Annotated in this window: 21 protein-coding genes and 1 pseudogene; 14 read left to right on the top strand and 8 right to left on the bottom strand. The window is 75.8% G+C overall.

Annotated elements, in window-relative coordinates; genetic code table 11:
• Positions 1–7 precede the first annotated feature (7 nt).
• The gene (locus AFE02nite_RS07570) at positions 8–1,081 is read right to left on the bottom strand and encodes a DNA glycosylase AlkZ-like family protein (RefSeq protein ID WP_222594367.1); all 1,074 of its coding nucleotides are present in this window, start codon (positions 1,079–1,081) and stop codon (positions 8–10) included.
• A gap of 123 nt (positions 1,082–1,204) precedes the next feature.
• Between AFE02nite_RS07570 and AFE02nite_RS07565 the strand changes: the two genes are divergently transcribed.
• A complete protein-coding gene (locus tag AFE02nite_RS07565; protein WP_034248125.1) occupies positions 1,205–2,209 on the top strand; it encodes a pirin family protein in 1,005 nt (334 codons plus the stop codon).
• A 25-nt stretch (positions 2,210–2,234) separates the two neighbouring features.
• On the opposite strand, the gene AFE02nite_RS07560 is transcribed toward AFE02nite_RS07565, so the two are convergent.
• The 3 genes from AFE02nite_RS07560 to AFE02nite_RS07550 form a co-directional block, all read right to left on the bottom strand.
• Positions 2,235–2,513 (bottom strand): 2TM domain-containing protein, encoded by a 279-nt coding sequence (locus tag AFE02nite_RS07560; protein WP_034248115.1) that lies wholly within the window; start codon positions 2,511–2,513, stop codon positions 2,235–2,237.
• Between the two features lie 67 nt (positions 2,514–2,580).
• Positions 2,581–2,886: a GNAT family N-acetyltransferase gene (locus AFE02nite_RS07555; protein WP_034248117.1), complete on the bottom strand. Its 306-nt coding sequence runs from the start codon at positions 2,884–2,886 to the stop codon at positions 2,581–2,583.
• Positions 2,887–2,931: 45 nt separating this feature from the next.
• On the bottom strand, positions 2,932–4,020 hold the full coding sequence (locus AFE02nite_RS07550; RefSeq protein WP_146819387.1) for a hypothetical protein: 1,089 nt from the start codon (positions 4,018–4,020) through the stop codon (positions 2,932–2,934).
• Positions 4,021–4,190: 170 nt separating this feature from the next.
• Between AFE02nite_RS07550 and AFE02nite_RS07545 the strand changes: the two genes are divergently transcribed.
• The 7 genes from AFE02nite_RS07545 to AFE02nite_RS07520 all read left to right on the top strand — a co-directional run bounded on the left by AFE02nite_RS07545 (position 4,191) and on the right by AFE02nite_RS07520 (position 16,376).
• The gene (locus tag AFE02nite_RS07545) at positions 4,191–5,174 is read left to right on the top strand and encodes a zinc-binding alcohol dehydrogenase family protein (RefSeq protein ID WP_034248123.1); all 984 of its coding nucleotides are present in this window, start codon (positions 4,191–4,193) and stop codon (positions 5,172–5,174) included.
• Positions 5,171–5,590: a DUF2809 domain-containing protein gene (locus AFE02nite_RS17340; RefSeq protein WP_186814497.1), complete on the top strand. Its 420-nt coding sequence runs from the start codon at positions 5,171–5,173 to the stop codon at positions 5,588–5,590. The genes AFE02nite_RS07545 and AFE02nite_RS17340 overlap by 4 nt, the downstream gene beginning before the upstream one ends.
• A gap of 88 nt (positions 5,591–5,678) precedes the next feature.
• Positions 5,679–7,079, top strand: a complete 1,401-nt coding sequence (locus AFE02nite_RS07540) for an FAD-binding oxidoreductase (RefSeq protein ID WP_052113948.1) — start codon at positions 5,679–5,681, stop codon at positions 7,077–7,079.
• A gap of 228 nt (positions 7,080–7,307) precedes the next feature.
• Entirely contained in the window at positions 7,308–9,740 is a 2,433-nt protein-coding gene (locus AFE02nite_RS07535; RefSeq protein WP_146819385.1) for a glycosyltransferase family 2 protein, read from the top strand.
• Positions 9,741–9,745: 5 nt separating this feature from the next.
• Positions 9,746–11,296: a carbohydrate-binding protein gene (locus AFE02nite_RS07530; RefSeq protein ID WP_034248019.1), complete on the top strand. Its 1,551-nt coding sequence runs from the start codon at positions 9,746–9,748 to the stop codon at positions 11,294–11,296.
• Between the two features lie 335 nt (positions 11,297–11,631).
• Positions 11,632–16,113, top strand: coding sequence for a hypothetical protein (locus AFE02nite_RS07525; RefSeq protein WP_146819384.1), 4,482 nt, complete (start codon positions 11,632–11,634; stop codon positions 16,111–16,113).
• A complete protein-coding gene (locus AFE02nite_RS07520) occupies positions 16,110–16,376 on the top strand; it encodes a hypothetical protein (protein WP_146819383.1) in 267 nt (88 codons plus the stop codon). The genes AFE02nite_RS07525 and AFE02nite_RS07520 overlap by 4 nt, the downstream gene beginning before the upstream one ends.
• A gap of 51 nt (positions 16,377–16,427) precedes the next feature.
• Here the strand turns inward: AFE02nite_RS07520 and mscL are convergent, their stop codons facing one another.
• Positions 16,428–16,820, bottom strand: coding sequence for a large conductance mechanosensitive channel protein MscL (mscL, locus tag AFE02nite_RS07515; RefSeq protein WP_034250220.1), 393 nt, complete (start codon positions 16,818–16,820; stop codon positions 16,428–16,430).
• Positions 16,821–16,868: 48 nt separating this feature from the next.
• Positions 16,869–17,540 (bottom strand): SAF domain-containing protein, encoded by a 672-nt coding sequence (locus tag AFE02nite_RS07510; protein ID WP_146819382.1) that lies wholly within the window; start codon positions 17,538–17,540, stop codon positions 16,869–16,871.
• Between the two features lie 102 nt (positions 17,541–17,642).
• On the opposite strand from AFE02nite_RS07510, the gene AFE02nite_RS17920 reads away from it, so the two are divergent.
• Positions 17,643–17,843, top strand: a complete 201-nt coding sequence (locus tag AFE02nite_RS17920; protein WP_034250437.1) for a hypothetical protein — start codon at positions 17,643–17,645, stop codon at positions 17,841–17,843.
• Positions 17,844–17,905: 62 nt separating this feature from the next.
• Here AFE02nite_RS17920 and AFE02nite_RS17915 read toward each other — a convergent pair.
• Positions 17,906–17,998 (bottom strand): annotated as a pseudogene (locus tag AFE02nite_RS17915) (FmdB family zinc ribbon protein); the annotation flags it as partial.
• Positions 17,999–18,237: 239 nt separating this feature from the next.
• On the opposite strand from AFE02nite_RS17915, the gene AFE02nite_RS07500 reads away from it, so the two are divergent.
• A complete protein-coding gene (locus AFE02nite_RS07500) occupies positions 18,238–20,793 on the top strand; it encodes a penicillin acylase family protein (RefSeq protein ID WP_052114103.1) in 2,556 nt (851 codons plus the stop codon).
• Here the strand turns inward: AFE02nite_RS07500 and AFE02nite_RS07495 are convergent.
• Positions 20,771–21,421: a 5-formyltetrahydrofolate cyclo-ligase gene (locus AFE02nite_RS07495; protein WP_146819379.1), complete on the bottom strand. Its 651-nt coding sequence runs from the start codon at positions 21,419–21,421 to the stop codon at positions 20,771–20,773. The genes AFE02nite_RS07500 and AFE02nite_RS07495 overlap by 23 nt on opposite strands.
• Positions 21,422–21,563: 142 nt before the next feature.
• Here AFE02nite_RS07495 and galU point away from each other — a divergent pair, with 142 nt between their 5' ends.
• From galU to AFE02nite_RS07475, 4 genes are all read left to right on the top strand, one after another.
• Positions 21,564–22,460, top strand: coding sequence for a UTP--glucose-1-phosphate uridylyltransferase GalU (gene galU / locus AFE02nite_RS07490; protein ID WP_146819378.1), 897 nt, complete (start codon positions 21,564–21,566; stop codon positions 22,458–22,460).
• Positions 22,457–23,680 carry a molybdopterin molybdotransferase MoeA gene (locus tag AFE02nite_RS07485; protein WP_146819377.1) on the top strand — a complete coding sequence of 408 codons (1,224 nt, stop codon included), beginning with the start codon at positions 22,457–22,459 and terminating at the stop codon, positions 23,678–23,680. The genes galU and AFE02nite_RS07485 overlap by 4 nt, the downstream gene beginning before the upstream one ends.
• A 1-nt stretch (position 23,681) precedes the next feature.
• Positions 23,682–24,287, top strand: a complete 606-nt coding sequence (locus AFE02nite_RS07480) for a GNAT family N-acetyltransferase (protein WP_034249858.1) — start codon at positions 23,682–23,684, stop codon at positions 24,285–24,287.
• 65 nt (positions 24,288–24,352) lie between these two features.
• Positions 24,353–25,279, top strand: a complete 927-nt coding sequence (locus tag AFE02nite_RS07475) for a hypothetical protein (RefSeq protein WP_146819376.1) — start codon at positions 24,353–24,355, stop codon at positions 25,277–25,279.
• The last annotated feature ends 54 nt before the right edge of the window (positions 25,280–25,333 follow it).

Raw genomic sequence — 25,333 nt, 5'->3', positions numbered from 1 at the left:
GCCGGTCTCACCCGGGCGGTGCGAGACCGAGCCAGTCGGCGAGCGCCTGCACCTCGCGGCCGACGGCGTCCCGCGCGTCGGCGTCGAGCGGCAGGTCCTCGTGGAGCGCCTGCACGACGAGGCGCCCGGCCTTCCGGTCGGCCTTCGCGTCGAGCTTGCCCACGAGGCGGTTGCCGTGCAGCACCGGGAGCGCGAAGTAGCCCCAGCGCCGCTGGTCGGCCGGCTTGTACATCTCCAGGACGTACTCGTAGCCGAAGAGCTGCTGTGCGCGGACGCGGTCGTGGATCAGCCGGTCGAAGGGGGACAGCAGCGCCGTGCGCGGGGCCGGTGCCCGGTCCAGGACGGCCAGGGCGGCGGGGTCCACGCGCCACCGTCCCGGCACCCCGGCGACCGTCGCGGGCTCCCCGGCAGCGCCCACCGTGATCGGCTCCACCGGCACGGCGACCGTCACGTCGCGGGCGATCCCGAGGGACGCGAGGCGGCGCTCGTCGCGGATGTGCGCCGCCTCCTCGGCCGTCGGCACGGCGACGTCGGCGGGGTAGACGCGCTCGGGCAGGTCCCAGAGGCGCTGCCGCCCGACCCGGCCGGCGATCGCCACCTGGCCGCGGACGGCGAGGATCTCGAGCATCTGCGTGACGTTGCGCTGATGGGTCCAGCCGGTGGACTGCCACGGCACCTGGGCCGTGTCGGGGATGTCGCGGGACTGGAGGGGCCCGGCGTCGCGCAGGCGGGCGAGCACGTCGCGCCGGAAGCCGTCGTTCGCCTCGAGCCAGCGGCTGGCGCCGCTGTCCGGCCGCGGCTGGACAGCGAGGTAGAGCCCGACGTCGCTCATCGGCCGCACCAGCGCCCCGAGCTCGAAGAGCCGGCGCTCGTCCAGGGCGCGCGTCAGGTGCTCCGGCCGGTAGGTACCGCCGAGCCGGCTCCACGCGACGAGGTCCGCGCTGGGCGCGACGGCAGCCGTGGGGTCGAGCTGGAGGAACGTGAGCCGGTGGACCGTGGCGACGAGGTCCGTCGGGCGGTCCGCGGTCAGCAGCTGCGCGGCGACCGCGACCCGGCGCGCCTCGTCGACGGAGAGCTCGATCACCGCCCGAGCCTCACGCACATCACCGACACGGGCAACGGCGGGGGCCCCTGCCGGGCGCTGGGGACGGCCGTCGGGCGGCCCGCGGTGGAATCCCCGCCCGGGCGGCGGCGTTCTGCAGGTGTGACCAACCTCGAGGTGCGGCCTGCGGAGATCGAGGCGGCCTGCGGGGCGCGCGAGCCCGGCGTGGAACTCGTCGGCCCGCGCGACGTGCCGCTCGGCGGCCCGCGCGCGATGACCGTGCGGCGGACGCTGCCGTCGCGGACCCGCTCGATGATCGGGCCGTTCTGCTTCGCCGACCACTACGGCCCCGACGACATCGCGGCGACGGGTGGTATGGACGTCGCGCCGCACCCGCACATCGGCCTCCAGACGGTGACCTGGCTGTTCGAGGGGACCGTGCTGCACCAGGACTCCCTCGGCTCGGTGGTCGAGGTGAGTCCCGGGCAGCTGAACCTCATGACGGCCGGCCGCGGCATCGCGCACTCCGAGGAGGGCACGCTCGCGCGCTTCCCCGCGCAGCGTCGCCTGCACGGGGTGCAGCTGTGGACCGCCCTGCCCGACGCCGCCCGGCACGGCTCGCCCGCGTTTCAGCACGTCGCGGACCCGCCGGTGCTCGATGTCGGCGGCGCGCGCGTGCGGGTGTTCATGGGGGCGCTCGGCGGCGAGCTGGCCTGGGCCCGTTCGCCCGCGACCGCGTACTCGCCCCTGGTCGCCGCGCAGGTGGACCTGCCCGCGAGGACGACGGTGCGGCTGCCGGTCGAGCGCGGCTTCGAGCACGGCGTGCTCCTGGACTTCGGCGACCTGACGGTCGCGGGGACGTCGGTGCCCGAGGCGCACCTCGCCTACGTGCCGCCCGGCGCCGACGGGCTCGAGCTGACCGCCGGGCAGCGCCCGGTGCGCGCGGTGCTCATCGGGGGAGAGCCGTTCGGCGAGAAGCTCCTCATGTGGTGGAACTTCGTGGGCCGCACCCACGAGGAGGTCGCCGAGGCGCGCGCCCAGTGGCAGGCGGCGATCGCGGGCGACACGGAGGCGGTGGCCCGCTTCGGCACGGTGCCCGGCTACGACGGCGCGCCGCTGCCGGCGCCCGAGCTGCCGAACGTCCGCCTGCGCCCGCGCGAGCGGTAGGCGCTCGGACGCGGCAGGAACCGGCTCAGCTCCTGCGGAGCCGGTCCATCTCGGCGCGGATCTTCTCCTCGGTGGGCTCGGGCGAGTACACGTCCCACACGTTGAACGCGACTCCGATGCCCCAGCCCAGGATCGGGAAGACGGGCCAGAAGAAGCTGTCCGCCCCCGACGTCACGAACCAGATGACCACCAGGAAGGCGTTCACGAGGACGTAGGCGAGCAGGTGCGCGCCCAGGTCCCGCTTGGCCTTCAGTCTCTTCTCCGCGCGCTGGCGCAGGTCGTGCTCGACGACGTCCTCGCTCATGTCTCCTCCTCGGTCGCCGTTCGCCACGATAGGGCCCGGCCCGGTGTCGCGGGGAGGGGCCGGGTGCTCAGGCCGGCGACGGCGCGTCGACGAGGTCCGCGTAGTCGGGGTGCCGACGGATCCAGGCCGCGATGAACGGACACTGCGGGACGACCCGTAGGCCCGCGGTGCGCGCGTCGTCCAGGGCAGCGCGGGCCAGCGCCGACCCGATCCCGGCGCCCTCGTGCTCCGGCTCGACGACCGTGTGCGTGAACGTGATCCGGCCGTCCTCGCGGCGGTAGGCGGCGTATCCCGCGACGCGCGCGTCGGGGCCGCCCAGCCGCGCCTCCCACCTGCTCCGCTCGGGGTGGTCGCGCACGATGACGTCACTCATGCCCCCAGCCAACCACCGGCGCACGACGCCGGCGCGCGCGGGGGCTCAGGCCGTGCTCTCCGTCGTGGTCGTGGACGGTTCGCGTGGGCCGGCCGAGCGCAGGCTCCCGAGCTTGGACAGGGTGTCGAACCAGAACGGGGCGCCGAAGCTCACCGCCATGGCCGTGAGGAGCCAGCCGAGGATGGCCACGCCCAACGTGCCGTCGTCCCAGGGGCGTGCCGCGCCGGACTCCCAGCCGATCGGCATGCCGGCGGCCCCGAGCGCACCGAGCTCGTCGTTGATGCAGTCGAGCCGTTCCTGGCCTTCGGTGCCTTCGCACAGCGTGCCGTCCACGGCGTTCTCGACGACGACCGTGCGGACCGCCTCGTCCGACCAGAGGGTCTGCGTGATCGCGACGAGGTTGATGTTGAGGCCCACTGCGGCGACCAGCCCGACGCCGGCGAGGATGACCTGGGACCAGCGCTTGTAGGCGCCGGAGAGCCGCCCCATCTGCGCGTCGTACCACTCCTCGATGGCCGTCTGGAACTTGTCTAGGTCCTTTTCCGCCTGGACGAAAAGGGGCTCGAGGGCCCGCCGGGCCGGGTGCGTGGAGCCGATCTTCTCGATCGACGCGTGGATGGCCTCGACCGGGTCCTTGGGGTCGCCCCGCAGCAGCAGGGCGACGAGCGCTCTGGCGAAGGTTCGCCCGGGGATGTACTGCGGGTTTCGGCGCCAGGCGGTCCACGGGAACAGCCGCGGCGTCTGCAGTGCCCGGATCAAGGGGTGCTGGTAGAGCTGCACCGTCCAGGTTGAGTCTGGCCCAGCAGGAAGAGCGGGATTGGCTGGTGGGCCGGGTGGCGCGGCTGGGGCGGCGACGGCAGCCGGGCCGGGAGGCGCGGCTGGGGCGGCGACGGCAGCTGGGCCGGGAACAGGAGGCTGCGCTCCCGGTGGCACCTGCCGAACCTTGGTGAGGTCCACCGGCTTGAGGGTCTCTCTGCTGAGCTGCCTAGCGCGGTTGAACGTGCTCGTCTTGTGTTCAGGCGGCACGTCCAGCATGTCGGCGATGCCGCGCAGCAGGTCCTTCGCGCGTTTGGTGAAGAGCTGGGAGATGCCCTCCGTCACCGCCGAGCAGAGCAGCGACGTCAGTGCCAGCACCGCGACGATGCCGATGAGCGTGTCGAGAGATCGCGACCACATGGTGTGCCCCCTGCTGGCTCACGTGCCCGATACGCGTCACGCTCGTCCGGGTGCTTTGTGGCTGACAAGAGACTTTCGTCCCTGATTGCGGTGCTTGCTGGCGAGTCGCCGGGCGGCAGGATGGAGGCATGCGCGCATGGACCGTCGCGGCCCGCGGCCGGCTCGAGCTGGTCGACCTCCCCGACCCCGAGCCCGCCGACGACGAGCTGCTCGTCCGCGTCCTGGCCTGCGGCGTCTGCCGCACCGACCTGCACGTCCTCGACCACGACCTGCCGCCGCACCGCCCGCGCGTCGTGCCCGGGCACGAGGCCGTGGGGGAGGTGCTGCATGCGCCCGCGGGGTCCGGCGTCGGGCGCGGGGACCTCGTGGGCGTCGCCTGGCTGCGGCGCACGTGCGGGGAGTGCGCGGACTGCCGCGCCGGGCGCGAGAACCTGTGCCGCCGCTCGCAGTACACGGGCTGGGATGCCGACGGCGGGTACGCCGAGCTCCTCACCGTGCCCGCCGCGTACGCCTACCCCTGGCCGACCGGGCTCGACCCCGTCGAGGGCGCGCCCCTGCTGTGCGCGGGCATCATCGGCTACCGCGCGCTGCGCCGGTCCGCGCTGCCCGACGGCGGCGTGCTCGGCCTGTACGGGTTCGGCGGCTCGGCGCACCTGACGGCCCAGGCGGCGCTCGCCGCCGGCGCCCGCGTGCACGTGATGACCCGCTCGCCCGACGCGCGGGCCCTCGCCCTGGTCCTCGGCTGCCACTCCGCGCAGGGGCCCGCGGACCCGCCGCCCGAACCACTGGACTCCGCGATCCTGTTCGCGCCCGCGGGCGAGCTCGTCCTCCCGGCGCTCGAGGCGCTGCGGCCCGGCGGGACGCTCGCGGTCGCGGGCATCCACCTCAGCGATATCCCGCCGCTGGACTACCAGCGGCACCTGTTCCACGAGAAGCAGCTGGTCTCCGTCGAGGCGAACACCCGCGAGGACGGGCGCGACCTGCTCGCGCTCGCCGGGCGTATCGGGATGCGCGCGACCGTCGACCGCCGGCCCTTCGAGGCCGCCGACCTCGCCCTGGCGGACCTGCGCGCCGACCGCGTCACCGGCGCCGCGGTGCTGGTGATGGCGTGACGGCTGCCGTGAGCGGGCCGCCCCGGTGGGCGCTGGTGGCCGCGGCGGCCGGCGTCGTGGTGGTGGGGCTCGTCGTGCGGCAGGTCCCCGGTGCCCTGGGCGACCTCGCGGGCGGGCTGCTGTACGCCGTCCTGGTCACCCTGCTGGCCGCGTTCGCCGCCCCGCGCGCCCGGCCGACGACGCTCGGCGTCGTCGCCCTCGCGATGTGCGTCGCCGTCGAGTTCGCGCAGCTCACGGACGGCCCCGCGGCGGCCGCGGACGCCGTGCCCGCCCTGCGGTACGTCCTCGGCACGACCTTCGCCGCACCCGACCTGGCCGCGTACGCCGTCGGCGCCGCGGCGGCGGCCGGCGGGCTCGCCGTGGCCCGCGCGGCGAGGGCCCGGAAGGCCCAGGCGGCGCCGGATCCCGGACGGTAGCGTCCCGAGGAACGGACCAACGACGGTGCGCCCCCACGGGCTGCGGCCGTGCCGACCACCCGGGGCGCCCGGAGCGGAAGGCGGCGCAGTGGCACCAACGATCGTCGGACAGGACCTCACCGTCGTCCTCGAGGCGCTCCAGGCGGCGGTCGCGCCCGGTGCCTTCACCGCCGACCCTGACGCGCTCGCGGCGCGCGCGGTGGACGCCTCCTTCATCCCGCCGGACGGCGACCCGATCGCGCTCGTCGCGCCGCGGACCACCGACGAGGTCTCGGCCGTCATGCGCCTCGCGCATTCCCGCGGCATCCCGGTGGTGCCGCAGGGCGGCCTGACCGGCCTCGCGGGCGGCGCGTCCGCCGTCGCGGGCGCGATCCTGCTCGACCTGTCCCGCATGACGACGATCAGCCGGATCGACACCGACGACCACGTCGCGGTCGCCCAGCCCGGCGTGATCACCGAGCACCTCGCCAACGCCGCCGCCGAGCACGGCCTGTTCTACCCGCCCGACCCCGCCTCGTGGTCCACGTCGACCATCGGCGGCAACGTGGCGACCAACGCCGGCGGCATGCGCTGCGTGAAGTACGGCGTCACGCGCGACTGGGTGCGCACCCTGCAGGTCGTCCTCGCGGACGGCACCGTGATCCACACGCGGCCCGGCACCGTGAAGGCCGTCGCGGGGCTCGACCTGACCAGCCTGTTCGTCGGCAGCGAGGGCACCCTCGGCATCGTCACCGAGGTCACCGTCGCGCTGCTGCCCGCGCCCGGCCCGTCGCGCGGCGTGAGCGCAGGCTTCCCGAGCGTGGCGACCGCCCTGCGGGCCGCGAACGCGATCATGGCGGGCCCGCACCGCCCCAGCACGCTCGAGCTGCTCGACGCCGTCGTGGTCGAGGCCGTGTGCCGGCTGGAGCCCGGCGCCGGACTCCCCGCGGGCGCGGGCGCGTGGCTGTTCGCCGTGACGGACGCGCTCGTCGGCGCCGACGACGACCTGGCCGAGTTCGCGCGCGTCGCCCGGGCGCACGGCGCCAGCTCGGTGGAGGTGGCCGACGACGAGGCCGACGTCGCCCGCCTGCTCGCCGCCCGGCGGCTGCTGAACCCCGCGATGCGGGAGTACCGGGGCGCGAGCCTGAACGAGGACGTCTGCGTGCCCCGCTCGCAGCTGCCCGCGGTGCTCGCGGCGATCGAGGAGCTCTCGCGGGAGATCGGGCTGCCCATCGGCACCGGCGGGCACGTCGGCGACGGCAACCTGCACCCGGTCGTGGCGTACGACCCGGCGCGGCCGGAGGAGCTGGCGGTCGCCCGCACGGCGCACCACCGGATCATGGCGCTGGCCGTCGAGCACGGCGGCACCGTCTCCGGCGAGCACGGCATCGGGACGGAGAAGCTGGGCGCCCTGCCGATGGAGCTCACGCCGCGCGTGCGCGACCTTCAGGTGGCGCTCAAGGGCGTGCTGGACCCGAAGGGCATCTGCAACCCGGGCAAGAAGCTCTGACGCGGGGGCTTGATCGCGGCACAGACCTTGATCGTTCGTCTCGCCTGGTGGCGGGTGAATTCCACCTGTTGATAGGGACATCGCCGTCCGTGTGAGGCATCCTACAAGGGCATTCCCACGTCCCCCAGCGTGGGAACGATCCCCCCACACACGATCTCGGTCCCCCGCCGGGTGCGCGTCCTTCGAGGACGTCACCCATGCCTGCGCGCAGGGCCCGGAAGGACAACGGTGCGCGACCCCCACGCCGCCCCGTCCGACGAACCCGTCGGCGTGGCCACCGCGATTCCCAGCCAGGACACCCCGCCCGCCGGCGTACCCACCCGTGGCACGACGGCGGCCGCCGGCACGTCCGCGGCCGGCGCTCCTCCCGCGCCCGCACCCCGCCGTCGGCGGCAGTGGGGGGCGGAGCGGCCTCGGCCCCCGTTGCCCGCGGTCACGCGGCCCGCCGCGGCCACGGCCACGTGGTGGGGCGGCGTCGCGATCACCGTGTCGGGCGTCGCGTGGCTCGTGTACCTCGTGCACACGGTGCTCTCGCAGTTCATCGACGAGGGCGTGCGCGACAGCCGTCTTCTCTGGCAGACGGTCGCCTACGTCGTCCTCATGACGGCGCTGATCTTCTCCTCCGTGATGTACCTCGTGGCCCGCCAGGGCGCGCTCTACCGCTCGCGGACGCACGTGCGGGCGCCCCGGGCGGAGATCGACGCCCTCCTGGCCCGCACGCGGCCGTCGCTCACGGTGCTCGTGCCCTCCTACCGCGAGGAGCCCGACGTCGTGCGGTCGACGCTCCTGTCCGCGGCGCTGCAGGAGTACCCGGGCCTGCGGATCGTCCTGCTCCTGGACGACCCGCCGAACCCGACGGACCCCGCGGCAGCGGCCTCGCTCGCCGGCTGCCGCGCGCTGCCCGGGGAGGTCATGGACCTGCTGCGCGAGCCGTACGACCGGGTGAGCTCCTCGCTCGTCGTGCACGAGGCCGCGGCCGTGCGCGGCGGTGCGGCGACCACCGACGCGGTCCGCTCGCTCGCCATCGACTACTCCTGGGCGGCGGGCTGGCTCGACGACCGTGCGGCGGCCCAGCCGCGCACGACCCACGTCGACGACTTCATGGCGGACCAGGTCCTCGCGGGCCTCGCCGAGGACCTGCGGACCACCGCCCGGGCGCTCTTCGCCGCCCTGGACGAGGGTGCCGACGTCCCCGCCGAGCGGCTCGCCCAGCTGTGCCGGCGCCTCGTGTGGACCTTCGGCGTGGAGATCACCTCGTTCGAGCGCAAGCAGTACGCGAACCTCCCGCACGACGCCAACAAGGCCATGAACCTCAACGCCTACCTCGGTCTCATGGGCACCTCGGTGACCCCGCGGGAGACCAGGATCGGCACCGTCCTGCGGCCCTCGGACCACGAGGACGCGGTGCTCGTGCCCGACAGCGACTTCGTGCTCACGCTCGACGCCGACAGCGTGCTGCTGCGCGAGTACTGCCTGCGCCTGGTGCACCACATGCTGGTGCCGGGCAACGAGCGGGTCGCGGTCATCCAGACGCCGTACTCCGCGTTCCGGGGTGCCCCGACGCGGCTCGAGCGGATCGCCGGTGCCACCACCGACATCCAGCACATCGTGCACCAGGGCCTCACCCACTTCGACGCGACCTTCTGGGTGGGTGCCAACGCGGTCATCCGCAAGCGGGCGCTCGACGACATCGTCGAGATCAGCTACGTCGGCAGCCAGGAGGTCCGCCGGTACGTGCAGGACCGCACGGTCATCGAGGACACCGAGTCGAGCATCGACCTGGCCGCGGCCGGCTGGACGCTCCACAACTACCCCGAGCGCCTCAGCTACTCGGCCACGCCCCCGGACTTCGGCTCGCTCGTCGTGCAGCGCGCGCGGTGGGCGAACGGCGGCCTGCTGATCCTGCCCAAGTTCCTGCGCCACGTGCGGCAGGCCCGCAAGGCGGGCCAGCGGGTGCCGCGGACGGCGGTCGCGCTGCGCGTGACCTACATGGCCTCGATCTCGTGGGCGAGCCTCGGGCTCGTCTTCCTCCTGGTGTTCCCGTTCGACAGCCAGCTGCTCAGCCCGATCCTGCTGACGGCGGCCCTGCCGTACTTCCTCGCGATGGCCGCGGACTTCCACCAGCTCGGCTACAAGCGCACGGACGTGCTGCGCGTGTACGCGTTCAACCTGGTGCTCCTCGCGGTGAACCTCGGCGGCACGCTCAAGTCGCTCCAGCAGGCGGCGGCGAAGTCGAAGATCGCCTTCGCCCGCACGCCCAAGGTGGCCAACCGGACCGCGGCGCCCGCGCTCTACGTGCTCGCGGCCTACCTCATCGCCGGGTTCTCCTTCGCCACCCTGGCGCACGACATCCGCGTGGAGAACTGGTACAACGCCGCCTTCGCGGCCTTCAACGGCGTGCTCACGACCTACGCGGTGGTGGCCTTCATGGGGCTGCGGAACTCTCTCGTCGACATGGTGCTCGGCGCCTGGCACTGGATCCGCGTGCCGGTCCGTCCCAAGCAGCCCGCCGCGGCGCCCCCACCCGCCGGCGACCTCGACTGGGAGGCCGTCCTCTACTACGGCCCGGACCGGACGGGCGAGCTCGCCCGACGCGCGGCCAGCGCCGTCTCCACCCTCCCCCCGACCCGGCGCGGCGACACCCGCGCGCGCCAGAGGTGACCCTGATGACTTCGCCCAGCTCCCAGCGGACCCGGGTCTCCCCGTGGCGCCTGCTCGTCGTGCTCGCCCTCGTCGGGGGCCTCGGCTGGACGGGCACCCGCACCGTCGCCGCCATCGTCGCCCCGACGCCCGACCCGGGCGACTCGCGGTTCGCCGCCTACGTCGACGTCACCGCCACCCCGGCGTTCGCCTTCGAGACCCCCTCGGGCCCCGCCCAGTCGACGGTGGCGCTCTCCTTCGTGGTCGCGGACCCGCAGTCGCCGTGCACCCCCACCTGGGGCGGCTACTACGGGCTCCAGGACGCCGCCGACGTCCTCGAGCTCGACCGTCGGATCGCGCAGCTGCGCGCGACCGGTGGTGACGTCTGGGTCTCCTTCGGGGGACAGCTCGGGACCGAGCTGTCCGCCGCGTGCAGCGACCCCGACGCGCTGCGCACCGCGTACCGCGACGTCATCGACCGCTACGACCTGAGCCGCGTCGACCTCGACATCGAGGGCACGGCGCTGGAGGACGAGGCGGGCGCCGCCCGCCGGGCGGCCGCGTTCAAGGACCTGCAGGACGAGGCAGCCGACGCCGGTCGCTCGCTCGACGTGTGGCTGACCCTGCCCGTCGGCCCGGACGGGCTCACCGACCGCGGCGTGACGACGGTGGAGACGTTCCTGGCGGCGGGGGTCGACGTCGGTGGCGTCAACGGCATGACGATGAACTTCGGCGTGGTCACCTCGCCGCACGAGCCCCTCGCCGACGTCGTCGTCTCGGCGGCCGAGGCACTGCGCGACCAGGTCGCCGACGCGTTCGCGGACGCGGGCCGTCGCATGTCGACGAGCGACTCCTGGGCGCGCGTCGGCGTCACGCCGATGATCGGCCAGAGCGACGTCCAGTCCGAGCGGTTCACCCTCGCCGACGCGGCGGCGGTGAACGCGTTCGCCAAGGACCGCGGGCTCGGCCTGGTGTCGATGTGGTCGCTCAACCGGGACGCCACCTGCACGGCCCCGCTGCCGTCGGTGCTCACGGTGGTGCAGACCGGCTGCAGCGGCGTCGACCAGCGCGGCGAGAGCTTCGCGGAGACGCTGGCGGCCGACCTGGACCTGCAGCCCGTCACGCCGGACCCCGCCGGGACCGCGCGGTCGACGCCGACGCCGACGGCGACCGCGGCGAGCCCCGCGGACGTCGTGGACGACCCGGAGACCAGCCCGTACCCGATCTGGGACCCGTACGGCACCTACCCGGCCGGGACGAAGATCGTCTGGCACAAGCAGGTCTACCAGGCGCGCTTCTGGACCAGCGGGGTCGTCCCCGGGACGCCGGTCGCCAACGAGTGGGACTCGCCGTGGACGCTCATCGGGCCCGTGCTGCCCGGCGACAGACCCGCGCCCCTGCCCACCCTGCCGGCCGGGACCTACCCCGACTGGGATGCCGACGGCGTGTACGTCGCCGGCGACCGGGTGCTGCTCGACGGTGTGCCGTACGAGGCGAAGTGGTGGTCGCAGGGTCAGGAGCCGGGCACTCCGGTGCCGGGTGGCTCGCCCTGGGTGCTGGTGATCCCGGCGGGCTGACCCGGCGGCGCTGTAGCGCGCCAGAGCGCGCCCGGCGGCAGGTTCCGCCGGGCCGCTCGGCCGAGCGGGTGAAAGTTGCCCGGAGGCCTTGCGATCATGGACCTCCAGATTGACCCGTGAACCCCAGGGGGTACACAATCGATCTCGACAGTGCGCACCGCCTGCCCCCTGCGTGGTGCGCACTGTCTCATGTCCGGGCCCGGTCGCCCGGTGCACCCCGTGACTCGCCCGGTGCGTGCCCCTGAGCCCTTCCTGCGCTCGCGGATCTGCGTTCACCCGAACTCGCGGCGGCGCGGCTCCCCGGCCCCGCGCGAGGCGCTCGTTACCGTGCTGATGTGACTGCTCGAGCGCGCTCCATCGCCCTGGGGGCCGAGCCGGACACCGCGACGCCGGCCCCGTCCGGACCCGTCGCCGTCCGGCCCGTCGGCCCCGAGGAGCTGGTCGCGCGCGCGTGCGCCGCATGGCGCGCCGCCCTCGTGACGGAGGCCGGCGACTCGGCCCTCGCCGACGTCGGGCGGCTGGGCGCGGCGGTCCTCGACCTCACCGCGGCGCACCCCTCGGGCATCGCCCAGCTCTTCGCCGGGCGCACCACGCGGCTGTCCAACCTCGTGCGCGAGGGCTCCGCGCTCACCGCGGCGCGCCGCCGTGCCCGCTCGGTCGCCGGACGCGCGGACGAGCACGCCCAGCGCTACGGCATCGCCTCGACCTTCCTCGCCATCGGCGTCGCGACGTGGGTGGAGGAGCTCGTCGACGACGTGCCCGAGGCCGAGGCCGACGCCGTCGTCCCCGACGAGTCCACGACCCCGCGGACGGGGGAGCGGACCGCGCCCGCGGCGGCGGCCGCCGGGGCCGGGCCGGCCGCGGAACGGGCGGACGGTCCCGCCGTGCTCGTGTCCGGGAACGCGCGCGGGCCGCGGATCACCGAGCCCGACGCCACGACCGCGCCCATCCCGCTCGTCGCACCGCCGGCGGTACGCACCGGCGCCCGCACCACGCCGCGCCCCGGCCGGCGGCGTACGCGGACCCTGCACGCCCCGGTCCTCCTGCGGCCCGTCACCGTCGCCCCGCACCCCGGTGAGCCGGACATCGACCTCGCCCTCGAGCCGTCGCTCGAGGTGAACCCGCTGCTCGCGGTGGCGCTGCGGCAGCGCGGCGCGCTGCTCGACCCGCTCGCGCTCGCCCGCGGCGCCTTCGGACCCTCGGGATTCGACCCGCGGCCGGCGCTCGACCGCCTGCGCGGCCTCGGCGAGACCCTCCTGGAGGACTTCCAGCTCGACGACCGCCTGCTGGTCGGCACGTTCGTGCACCCCGAGCAGAGCCTCGTCGACGACCTCGACGCCCTCGCGCCCCAGCTGACCGAGCACGAGGTCGTCGCCGCGCTCGCCGGCGACGAGCGGGCCGCGGCGGCGCTCGCCCACCCGCTCCCGCCGCGCCCGTCCGGCGACCGCGCCCCCGACGAGGAGGGCGTCGGCGACCTCGACCCCGCGCAGCTGCACGTCCTCGAGGCGCTGGGCGCCGGCCACCACGTGCTCGTCGACGCCCCGCCGGGCAGCGACGTCGCCGGGACGGTCGCCGCCGTCGTCGCCGACGCCACCGCGGCGGGGCGCACCGTGCTGTACGTCGCGGGCCACCGGCGCGCGGCCGAGGCGGTCACCGAGCGGCTGCGCGCGCTCGGCCTGGACGACGTCGTGCTCGACGTCGCCCCGCGCTCCGGCTGGCGCGAGCAGGCCGGTCAGCGCCTGCTGGGCGCGATGACCACCGAGCCCGTGGCGGTGGATGCCGAGAAGGTGGCCATCGTCGAGCGCGAGCTGCTCGACCGCCGCTCGCGCCTGCAGCGCTACATCGCCGCGCTGCACCGCGTGCGGGCACCGTGGGACTGCTCCGCGTACGACGCGCTCCAGGCGCTCGCGCGGCTGACCTCGACCCGGCCTGCGCCGGCGACGCGCGTGCGGCTCACACCGCCGGTGGCCGAGGCGCTCGGTGGGGAGATCCGGGCGCAGGCGGGCACCGACCTCGTGCGGGTCGCCACCCTCGGCGCGTTCTCGCCGGCCGCCCAGGCCTCGCCCTGGTACGGCGCGGACCTGCCGACGCCCGACCGGGCCAAGGCCGCGCTGCGCCGCCTGGACCACCTGCTCAACCAGTCGCTCCCGCAGATGCGCGCCGAGGCGACGCGGGTGGCCGAGGAGACCGGTCTCGTGCCGGCGGCGACGCCGGCCGCGTGGACCGAGCAGCTCTCGATGCTCGAGGGCGTGCGCGCCGCCCTCGACGTCTTCCGCCCGGTCGTCTTCGAGCGGTCGGCCGCCGACCTCGTCGCCGCGACGGCCACGCCGGCCTGGCGGGCCGAGCGCGGCATCGCGATGAGCGGCTCCGTGCGGCGGCGCCTGCGCAAGCAGGCCAAGGACATGCTGCGCCCGGGACGGCCGGTGGCCGACCTGCACGGTGCGCTCCTGGAGGCGGCCGAGCAGCGCGAGATCTGGCGGGCGCACTGCCCCGCCGGGGGCTGGCCCCGCATCCCGGAGGGCCTCGCGGCGCTGGAGCTCGAGGAGCGGGAGACGCGCGCGGACCTCGACGCGCTCTCGGACGTCCTCGCGCCCACGGCCGGCGGCGGCGACCTGCCCAGCCTCACGTGGGACGAGCTGGAGCTGCGGCTCGGCCGGCTGCGCGCCGACCGTGAGGCCCTCGACACGCTGCCCGAGCGGACGGCGCTCCTGCGCAGCCTCCAGCAGCGGGGCCTCGGGGGGCTGCTCGCCGACCTGGCCGCGCGCCGCGTGACGGCCGGGGTGGTCGCCGCGGAGCTCGAGCTCGCCTGGTGGAGCACCGTCTTCGAGCTCATCCTCACCGAGGACCCGGCCCTCGCGGGGCACGACGGCGTCACGCTGGCCCGGCTGGTCGCGGAGTTCCGCGCGCTCGACGAGCGGCTGCTCGCCGACCGGGCCGTGCTGGCCCGCGCGTCGGCCCGGTCGTCGGTGCTCGCGCGGATGGCGCTCGCCGAGACGGCGACCCAGGACCTGTTCGCCGAGATCGTCGAGGGACGCTTCGGCACCCTGCGTCAGGCCGTGGAGCGCTACCCGGCGGTCGCCCGCCACCTGCGCCCGTGCATCGTCGCGTCGCCGATGATGGTGCCGCACCTGCTGCCGCCCCGCCGCGACACCGACCTCGTCGTCGTCGACGCGGCGGGCCACCTCCCGCTGGAGGAGGTGGTCCCGGCCCTGGCCCGCGGCCGGCAGGTGCTCGTCGTCGGCGACAGCCGGTGCCCCGCCGGCAGCGCCCTGGCCGCCCTCGCGCCCCTGCTGCCGACCGTCGCCCTGCGCGCCGACGCGGCGCGCCGCGACCCCGCGCTCACCGCTTTCCTGGCCGCCCACGGCTACGGCGACCGGCTGCGCCCGACGCCGCTGCCGTCCGACGCAGGGCTGCTGCGGCTGGAGGTCGTCGACGGCACGGGCATGCCCGACGACGCCGGCCTCGTCGAGGGCACGGCCGCCGAGGTGGCGCGCGTGGTCGAGCTCGTGGCCGAGCACGCGCGGACCCGCCCGTCGGCGTCCCTCGCCGTCGTCACCGCGTCGCGGGCGCACGCGGAGCGGGTGCGCGACGCCGTCGCCTCGCTGGCCACGGAGGACCCGGCCGTCATGCGGCTGGTGGCGCCCGAGCGGCCCGAGCCCTTCACGGTCGCCCTCGTGGGCGCGACCCAGGGGCTGCTGCGCGACGACGTCATCCTCTCGGTCGGCTTCGGCCGCACGCCGCACGGCCGGGTGCTGCACCGGTTCGGTCCGCTCACCGACGACGGCGGCGACGCCGCTCTGGTCGACGCCCTCACCACGGTGCGGGAGCGGCTGACCCTCGTGAGCTGCTTCGCTGCCGGCGACCTGGACGTCGATCGGCTCAAGACGCCCGGGGCGCTGCTGCTCGCCGAGCTGCTCGCGCTCGTCGAGCGCCGCTCCGCGGGCGGCCCGGCCGGTCGGCCCGCGCCGCACGCCGGCGCCGACCCGGACCGGCTGGTCCTGGACCTCGCCGAGCGCCTGTGGCGCGCCGGCCTGCTCGTCGACGTCGACCACGGCCCCGGCGACGGCTACCGGATCCCGCTGGTCGTCGGCCACCCCGACGTGCCCGACCGCATGCTCGTCGCGGTGCTCACCGACGACGACGCCTACGTCGCCGAGCCGAGCGTGCGGGTGCGCGACCGCCAGGTGCCGCAGCGGCTCGAGCGGCTGGGCTGGAGCGTGGCGCAGGTGTGGTCCGCCGCCGCGTTCCTGGACCCGCAGGCCGAGGCCGACGCCGTGTGCGCGACGGTGATCGAGGCGCGCCACGCGCTGGCGCAGGCCCAGGCGGCCGCGGCCGCCGAGCTGGCCCGGGAGGCCGAGGCCGCCCGCGTCGCTGCCGCGACGACGCCGAAGCCGGGCGCCCGCCCGCCGCTGCCGGCGGCGCCCATCGGTCTGGACGACGGCGACACCGCCGAGGTCGGCCTGCCCGTCACGGGCACCGGTCCGGTCGTCGAGGAGGCAGCGGCGGCTGAGGCGACGTCGGCAGAGGAATCGTCGCCCCTGGACGAGTCCGGGGACGCGTCAGCGCCGGCCGTCGAGCAGCCGGGACTGTTCGACGTCCCGCCGGCCCGCGGCCCGCGCCCCGACGTCGAGGTCGGCCTTCCCATCAGCGCCTACACCGACGACCAGCTCGACGACATGGTCGCGTGGATCGCGTCCGACGGCGTCCCGCGGGGCGACGTCGAGCTGGCGACCGCACTGCGCGCCGAGCTCGGCATCAAGCGCCGGGGCAGCAGGGTCGACCAGGCCGTCGACGCGGCGGTCCGCCGGTCGCGATGAACGGCCGCGACGACTGGGACCGGGCGGGTACCGAGAGCCCTGCGGCGGTCCCGCCCGCGGAACCCACCGCGACCGACGCGCCCACGCCCACGCCCGCGGCCGGCCGGCCGCGCCGGCACCGACGGGCGGTGCGCCCGGGCCGGGAGCAGCCGGTGATCTCCCCGACGTCGGACGACGCGGACCTCGGCTGGGGCGACCGCCCCGAGCCCGACGACGGCGAGCGCCTGCGCCGCGAGGTCCCGCCGCACTGGGGCAAGGACTGACGCGGCGGGGCTGATGCCCACCGCCGTGCGCCCTCGCCCCAGTGACGGGCGTCAGACGTCCCGGCGCGCAGCCAGGAGGTCGCGGATCTCCTGCAGCAGCAGGACGTCCTCGGCCGGCGCCTTGGGCTCGGGCTCGACGCCCTTCTTGCGACGCTCGGCGAGCTTGTTCATCGGCATGACGATGACGAAGTACACGGCGGCCGCGATGAAGAGGAAGTTGACGATCGCGGCGATGACCGCGCCGAGGGAGAAGACCGCCTCGTTGATCGTGAAGGTCCACAGCCCCGACACGTCGGGCACCCCGCCGAGCGCCGCCAGGAGCGGCGTGATGATGTTCTCGACGATCGAGGTGACGACCGCGCCGAGGGCGGCGCCGATGACGACCGCCACCGCCAGGTCCACCACGTTGCCCCGCAAGATGAACTGCTTGAAGCCGTTGATCATCCCCGCCACCCCTTCCGGTGCTCCAGCCGGGCGGTTCGCCCTGACTCGTCAGGATCCTTGCACCAGGACGGCCCCGAGGGAGCCCCCTGCGGCGGCCGCGATGCGGTGCCCGTCCTCCGCCGGCACCGCCACGACGACGAGCGGGTCCGTGTCTGCGGCGGTCCCGGAGCCCAGCAGCCCGACGCCGCCGTCGCCCGCGTCGTCCTCGGTGAGGACCTCCAGGACGAGTGCTGACGCGGCCAGGACGGCGGGTCCGTCCTCGCCGGGCCAGCCGTCGAGCCCGCCGGAGACCAGGTCGACGCGGTCCCCAGGCCGCAGCAACGCGGCGACCGCGGCGTCGGCCAGGTGCACCGGGACGGCGACGGTCCCGTCCGGCGCCGCGGTGGCGAACCGGGACCGCGTCAGGTGCGCGGGCAGGACGACCAGCCCGCGGGGCACGTCGACCGCGAGCGCCTCGCCCACGAGGGAGTCGGCGTGCGGCACGGCCCCCGTCGGCGCGGCGGAGCGGGGGAGCCGCACGGTCCGCAGGTCCTCCGCGGTGAGCACGTCGCCGGCGCTGAGGTCGTCGTCGGCGACGACGACGGGCACCGTGGGGGCGGGGGGCGGTGCCGCGGCGCGCGCGGCGAGCGCGCACGCGGCGACGAGGCCGAGGGCGAGCACCGCGGGGCGCACGCGCCAGGCCAGGACGCGGAGCGCGAGGGGCAGCCGGGGCGAGGTCACCCGGGGACGCTAGGGCCGGCGTCGGGCAGGGAGCGTGGCGGCCCGGAGGGGCTGGGGACGGGCAGGGGGCGCCGGACGCGGTGGAGAGTCGGACGCGGTGGAGTGGCGGCCGCGACCTCAGGTGGCCGGGTTGCCGGTGGGGCTCAGGCCGACGCGGCCGGGGCGCTCGCGGCGGGCGTCGAGGTGCTCGACGTCGACGGCGTGCTGGACGAGCTGCTGCTGGACGAGCTGCTGCTGGACGAGCTGCTGGACGAGGCCGGGATCGACGCCGTCTTGCCCGACGACCGCGAGTCGGTCCGGTAGAAGCCGGAGCCCTTGAAGACGACGCCCACGGCACCGAAGAGCTTGCGCAGGCGACCGGAGCACTCCGGGCACTCGGTCAGCGAGGCGTCCGTGAATGCCTGCTGGGCGTCGAAGCGGTGCCCGCACGCGGTGCACGCGTAGGAGTACGTCGGCACTGTCCCTCCAGGTCAGCTCGACAGGTCGGCCCGGCGGGGTGCTCGCCCGGCCTGGCACTCGGCTCATCCGAGTGCCAATGGTACGACGCTCGCGGGGCCCGTCGCATTCCCGTCCGCCGGGACGACCCGCCGGACGACCCGCCGGACGACCCGCCAGGGCCGGCTCACCGGGCCCGCCGGCCGGGCCTGTCGGCCGGACCCGCCCGGCCGGGCGCGGCCCGAGCGGCTACCCTCGCAGCGTGCCCCGAAGCCGTGCGCTGCGCGTCCTCATCGTCGTCGCCCTGGTCGTGGTGCTCGCCCTCGTGGCGCTGGTCGCCGTGGCCGCCGCGGTCGTGCGCCGGCCCCTGCCCGACCACGCCGGCAGCGCCGACCTGCCGGGCCTGACCGCCGAGGTGTCGGTGCTGCGCGACGCGCGGGGCGTGCCGACCATCGAGGCGGCCACGGCCGAGGACCTGTTCCGCGCGCAGGGCTACGTGCACGCGCAGGACCGCTTCTTCGAGATGGACTACCGCCGGCACGTCACCGCCGGTCGCCTGTCGGAGCTGGTCGGCGAGAACGAGGACGCGCTCGCGGCCGACAAGGTCATCCGCACGTTCGGCTGGCGCGACGTCGCCGAGCAGGAGCTGGGCCTGATCGACGAGTCGACGCGCCGCTACCTCCAGGCCTACGCCGAGGGCGTCAACGCCTACCTGGACAGCAGGAGCGCCGAGGAGCTCGCCGTCGAGTACACGGTGCTGGGGCTCCAGGTCGACGTCGCGCACCCCGAGCCGTGGGACGCGGTCGACTCCCTCGCCTGGCTCAAGGCCATGGCCTGGGACCTGCGCGCCAACTACGACGACGAGCTCGCCCGCGGCCTCACGTACACGACGGTCCGCGACGTCGCCCGGGTCGACGAGCTCTTCCCGCGCTACCCCGCGGACGAGCACCTGTCGATCGTGGCCGCGGAGGCGGACGGGTCCGACGTCGCGTCGACCGGCAACGCCGTGCTGCCGGCCGACCTCGAGCGGGCGCTCGCCGACGCCCAGGCGGCGCTCGACGCGATCCCGACCCTCGTAGGGGAGGGCGACGGCGTCGGCTCCAACTCGTGGGTCGTCTCCGGCGACCTGACCGCGAGCGGTGCGCCCATCCTCGCCAACGACCCGCACCTGGCGATCTCCGCGCCGGGGGTCTTCATGCAGATGGGCCTGCGCTGCGCCGACGTCGGCCCGCAGTGCCCGTTCGACGTGGCCGGCTTCACGTTCGCGGGGTTCCCGGGCGTCATCATCGGGCACAACGCCGACCTCGCCTGGGGTCTGACGAACATGGGCGCGGACGTCACCGACTTCTTCCTCGAGCGCGTCGACGACGAGACGGGCACCTACCTGTACGACGGCGAGCGCAAGGCGCTCGACGTCCGCACCGAGGTGATCGAGGTCAACGGCGGCGACCCCGTCGAGCTCGAGGTGCGCGCCACCGACCACGGGCCCCTCGTCAGCGACGTCCTCGACATCGCCTCCCTGGCCGGGTCGCCGACGCCGACCGGCGGGCGCGGCGGACGCACCGAGGTCGCGCTCGCGTGGACCGCCCTGACCCCCGGCCGGACCGCGGACGCCGTGTTCCGGCTCAACACCGCGGCCGGGGCCGCCGACGTCGCGGCGGCGGCCGCGGCGTTCGCCGTCCCCGCGCAGAACATCGTCTGGGCGTCGACCGACGGCCACATCGGCTACCAGGCGCCGGGGCTGATCCCGATCCGCCAGCGGGTCACCGACGGCCCGGTGCCGTCCGACGGCTCCTGGCCGCGGCCCGGCTGGGACTCGCGCTACGACTGGCAGGGCTTCGTGACCCCGCAGGACCTGCCTGCCGTTCAGGACCCGCCCGAGGGCTACGTCGTCGCCGCGAACCAGGCCGTGGCGGGCTCCGGCCCGTTCCTGACGAACGACTGGGACTACGGCTACCGGTCCCAGCGCATCCGGACCCTGCTGGACGAGGCGATCGAGGCGGGCACGCCGATCGACGTCGAGCTCACGAACCAGATGCAGCTCGACACCTGGAGCCCGTTCGCCGACGAGCTGGTGCCGGCGCTGCTCGGTGCGCCGGTCGCGGACGAGTTCACCGAGGAGGCCGTGGACCTGCTGCGCGACTGGGACGGCCGGCAGACGGCGGACTCGTCGGCGGCCGCCTACTTCGCGGCGGTCTGGTCGACGCTGCTGGAGCTCACCTTCCAGGACGACCTGCCCGAGAGCGTCTGGCCGAACGGCGGCAGCCGGTGGCTCCAGGTGGTGGTGAACCTCCTCGGCGACCCCGACAACCCCTGGTGGGACGACCGCACGACGGTGAACGTCGTCGAGAGCCGGGACGAGCTGCTGTCCCGCGCGCTCGAGACGGCGCGCCTCGAGCTGACCGTGCAGCTGGGCAAGGACGTGCGGGACTGGGAGTGGGGGCGGCTGCACACGGCCGCGCCGCAGCACGCCGTCCTCGGCGGCGGCGGGATCCCCGCACCCGTGCGCGAACTCGTCAACCCGCAGCCCCTCGCGGTGCCCGGCGGGTCGTCCATCGTGAACGCCACGGCGTGGGACGCGGCGAGCGGCTCCTTCGCGGTCACGGCGGGTCCGGCGATGCGCATGGTCGTGGACCTGGGCGACCTCGACGCGTCCACCTGGGTCACGGTGACCGGGACCTCAGGGCACCCCGGCAGCGTGCACTACACGGACCAGTTCGACGCCTGGGCGCACGGCGACACCTTCCCCTGGCCGTTCACGCCCGACGCCGTCCGCGACGCCGCGGGCCGCGAGCTCACGCTCCGGCCGGCGTCCTGAGCCAGCGCCACCCGGACGGGGTCGCGACGATGTCGACGAGGCGGTCGTGCGGCTCGCGCGGGAGCGGCCGGACCACGGCGTCGTAGACCTCCTCGTCGAAGACGACGGCGACGACGAGGGCGTCCGCGGGGGCGTGCCGCAGCACGCGGTCGTACCAGCCGCCGCCCTGGCCCAGCCGGCCGCCGTCGGTGTCGACCGCCAGCGCCGGCGCGATGACGGCGCGGACCTCGGTGAGCGCGTCGGCGCCGAGCGTCGGGCCGGCCGGTTCGGCGGGCCGCCCGGGTGCGCGGACCTGCAGGTCGCCGGGTCCGCGGTACCACGCCCAGTCGCGGCGCAGGCCGGCGCCGAGCACGGGGAGCATGATCTGGGTGCCGCGCGCGGCGAGCCGGTCGAGCAGCGGGGTGGTGGGCGGCTCGGTCGGCCGCGAGACGTAGGCGGCCACGCACGTCGCCTCGGCGACGGCGGGCACGCCCGCGACCACCTTCGCCAGGCCCAGGCCCGCCGCCTCGAGAGCGCGCGGCGTCAGCTTGGCGCGCCGCGCGCGCAGCGCCCGCCGGAGCTCCTCCTTGACCTCGTAGACCTCGAGCCCGGACTGGTGCTCGGGGTACGGCTGGTCGGACGTGCTCATGGTCACATCATGGCAAAGAGTTCGTCGGCTCGGCTCCAGGGCGCACCCGGGGGTGCGGGTGAGACGGCCGTCGGCGCGCCGATGCGCGACATCTCCGCCCTTGGTGGGGCCCGCGGCGCGCCGGGCCGCTAGCCTGCCAGACATGACCATCCGCAAAGCCGTGATCCCCGCCGCGGGCCTGGGCACGCGGTTCCTGCCCGCCACCAAGTCCACGCCCAAGGAGATGCTCCCGATCGTCGACAAGCCGGCGATCCAGTACGTGGTCGAGGAGGCCGCCCGCGCTGGTCTGGCCGACGTCCTGATGATCACGGGCCGCTCCAAGCGCAGCCTCGACGACCACTTCGACGCGGTGCCGGAGCTGGAGAGCATCCTGGAGGCGAAGGGCGACGAGTACCGCCTCGCCCAGGTGCGCCGGTCGACCGAGCTCGCCAACGTGCACTTCGTGCGTCAGGGTCAGCCCAAGGGACTCGGGCACGCGGTGCTGTGCGCCCGCCACCACGTCGGCGACGAGCCGTTCGCGGTGCTGCTGGGTGACGACCTCATCGACGAGCGCGACCCGCTGCTCACCGAGATGATCGAGCTGCAGGAGCGGGTCGGCGGCTCCGTCGTGGCGCTGCTGGAGGTCGAGCCGGAGCAGGTCGGTGCGTACGGGTGCGCGGAGATCGCGCCGCTCGCCGGCGACGTCGAGGACCACGTGCGCGTGACCGGGCTCGTCGAGAAGCCGGACCCCGCGCGTGCGCCCAGCAACCTCGCGGTCATCGGCCGGTACGTGCTGCACCCCGCGGTCTTCGACATCCTCGAGACGACGGAGCCGGGGCGCGCCGGCGAGATCCAGCTGACCGACGCGCTGGCGACGCTCGCGGGCCTGCCCGCCGAGCAGGGCGGCGGGGTGCACGGCGTCATCTTCCGGGGCCGTCGCTACGACACCGGCGACCGCCTGGACTACCTCAAGGCCGTCGTGCAGATCGCGTGCGAGCGCCCCGACCTCGGTCCGGACCTGCGGGACTGGCTCGTGGAGTACGTGGACAGCTGGCAGTGAGGTCCGTCGCGGACCAGCTCGCGGCGGTCCTGGCGGCCGCCGCGCCGATGCCCCCGCTGGACGTCGTGCTCTCGGACGCGGACGGCTGCATCGTGGCCCGCGACGTGGTGGCCGAGGCGGACGTCCCGGTCGTGCCGATGGCCGACCGGGACGGCTACGCCGTGCTCGCGGCGGACGCCCGCGGGGCCGGCGAGCTGCCCGTCGTGGACGACGTGCCGGTGACCGGCAGCCGGTTGCGGCACGTGCCGGGGACGGCGGTCCTCGTCGCCGCCGGCGCGCCGCTGCCCGTGGGGGCGGACGCCGTCGTGCCGCTCGAGGCGTCGGACCGGGGCCGCGCCAAGGTCGCCCTGCGGGCCGCCGTCGCGCCCGGGGAGGGCGTGCGGCAGGCCGGCCAGGACGCCCGGGCCGGGAGCACGGTGCTGGCCGCGGGGACCCGCGTCGGACCGCGGCACCTGGCGCTGGCCGCCGCCGTCGGGCGGAGCCGCCTGTGGGTGCGACCGACGCCGCGCGTCGTGGTGGTGACGATCGGCGACGAGCTCGTCGAGGCCGGCCGCCGCCTCCGGGACGGCACGGTGCACGACGCCGACGCGCACGCCCTGGTCGCGGCGGCGCGCGAGGCGGGTGCCGCCGCGGTCCGCGTCGGCCCGGTGCCCGACGACCGCGCGGTGCTGCGCGAGGTGGTCGCCGACCAGCTCGTCCGCGCGGACCTGCTGGTGCTCGTCGGCGGCCTGTCCGCGGGGCCGTGGGACACCGTGGGGGACGTCCTCGCCGGCCTGCCGGACGTGCGCGTGGACCAGGTGGCGATGACGCCCGGCGGACGGATGGGCTTCGGCGTCGTGCCGGGCGCCGTCCTGCCGGTGGACGACGGCGCGCCCGGCGTCATCGTGGCGGCGCTGCCCGGGCACCCCGTGGACGCGCTGCTCACCTTCGAGATGTTCCTGCGCCCCGCGCTCCGCGCGATGGCCGGGCAGGTCACGCTGTACCGGCCGAACGTCCGCGCGGCGGTGGCGCGTGCCTGGGCGTCGCCCGCGGGCCTGACGCAGGTGGTCCCCGCGACGGTCGTCGGCTCACCGGGGGAGGGCTACACGGCGACGCCGCTGGAGCCCGGCGTGGAGTCGCTGGCGGCGCTGGCCCGCGCGAACGCGCTCGTCGTGGTCCCCGAGGACACCACGATGGTCGCGGCGGGTGACCTCGTCTCCTGCCTGGTGCTGGAGGGCTGACGTGGCGCGCGGGTGGCCCGTGGAGCTGCGGGAGGGCGACGTCCTCCTGCGGCCGCTGCGCCGCTCCGACGGCCCGGACTGGCTCTCCCTGCGCGCCCGCAACGAGGAGTGGCTGCGCCCGTGGGAGGCCACCGCGCCGGAACCGCCGCGCGGGCGCCCACCCACGTTCGCGGCGTACGCCCGGGTCCTCGCCCGGCAGGCGCGCGCGGGCGAGACGCTGCCGTTCGCCGTCGTGCACGCCGGCGAGCTCGTGGGGCAGCTCACCGTCGCGTCCGTCACGCGCGGGTCGCTCTGCTCGGCGAGCGTCGGCTACTGGGTCAGCGAGCACGTGGCCGGCCGCGGCATCATCCCGACGGCCGTCGCGCTCGCCGTCGACCACTGCCTCGGGCCCGTCGGGCTGCACCGGGTGGAGATCGCGATCCGCCCGGAGAACGCGGCGAGCCTGCGCGTCGTCGCGAAGCTGGGGCTGCGCGAGGAGGGCGTGCGCGAGCGCTACCTGCACATCCAGGGCGGGTGGCGGGACCACCGGACCTTCGCGGTGACCGCCGAGGAGGTGCCGGGCGGGCTGGTGGCGCGCTGGCGGCGCACCAGAACCACACAGGTGTAGTTCGCGCGTCCGACACGCCGCGCCCGGTCCGCCCCCGGGCTCGTCCGGCCACCTACCGTCGTGACGTGAGCCAGACCGCCGGCGTCCTCCTGGTCGCCGTGGCGGTCCTGTGGATCGCATACCTGGTGCCGCACCGCCTGCGGTACCGCCAGCAGCTCGCCGAGTGCCGGACCGAGGACAGGTTCTCCGAGCGGCTGCGGGTGGTGCGGGTGGCGGGGACGGAACCGGGGGCACGGCGGCACGTCGCCGCGAACCAGGGACGGGTGCTCCTGCACCCGCCGCGACGAGGAGGTGGGTCAGTGGACCGGCCGCACGGGCTTGCCGACAGGGTCGTGGCCGACGCCGTTCGCCGCACCGCGGCGGAGCGCGCGGCCCGCGCTGCCTACCTGGCTCGCCGACGCGCGGGAGCGCGCCGTCGGGCGATCCTGGCCACCACGCTCCTCGTGCTCGCGGTCGCGGGCTGGGCCGGCGTCGTCGCGGGCGGGCTGATCGCCCTCGGCCTGGTGCCCTCCGCGCTGTTCGTGAGCGTGCTCGGGCTCGGCCGGCAGGCGGTCGTCGCGGGGCGGCGCGCGGACGCCGCGTGGGCGGCCGGTGCGGCCGCGCGGGCCGCGGTGCCGCGCTCGACGCGTCCGACGGCCGTCGGGCACGCGCACCGTCCGTCCGAGGCGTCGACCGAGGTCATTGCCCGGGTGCCGGCCGAGAGGGCCGCCGAGAAGGCGCCCGTGGCCGAGGTCGCGACGGACGTCGAGGAGACGCCGACGTGGGCGCCGGTCCCGGTCCCGCGCCCGACGTACTCCCTCAAGCCCGCGGTCCGTCGTCCGGACCCGGCCCCGCTCGTGCTGGACGAGCAGGACGTCGCGGAGGCTGCCGCAGCCATGGGGGAGACCGGCCGGGAGGAGACCGGCCGCGAGGTGGCCGAGGAGCCGGCGGCGGTCACCGCCGGGTTCGACCTCGACGCCGTGCTGGCCCGGCGCCGCGCGTCGGGCGAGTAGCAGGTCCGGACGGCCCGAGGGCCGGCGAGGCCGGTGCAGCAGGCCGGCCTCGGG

The organism is Actinotalea fermentans (genome assembly GCF_007991475.1).
GTDB lineage: Bacteria > Actinomycetota > Actinomycetes > Actinomycetales > Cellulomonadaceae > Actinotalea > Actinotalea fermentans.
The sequence above is the reverse complement of the archived record's forward strand: the minus strand, read 5'-3'. Positions and strand labels throughout refer to the sequence as shown.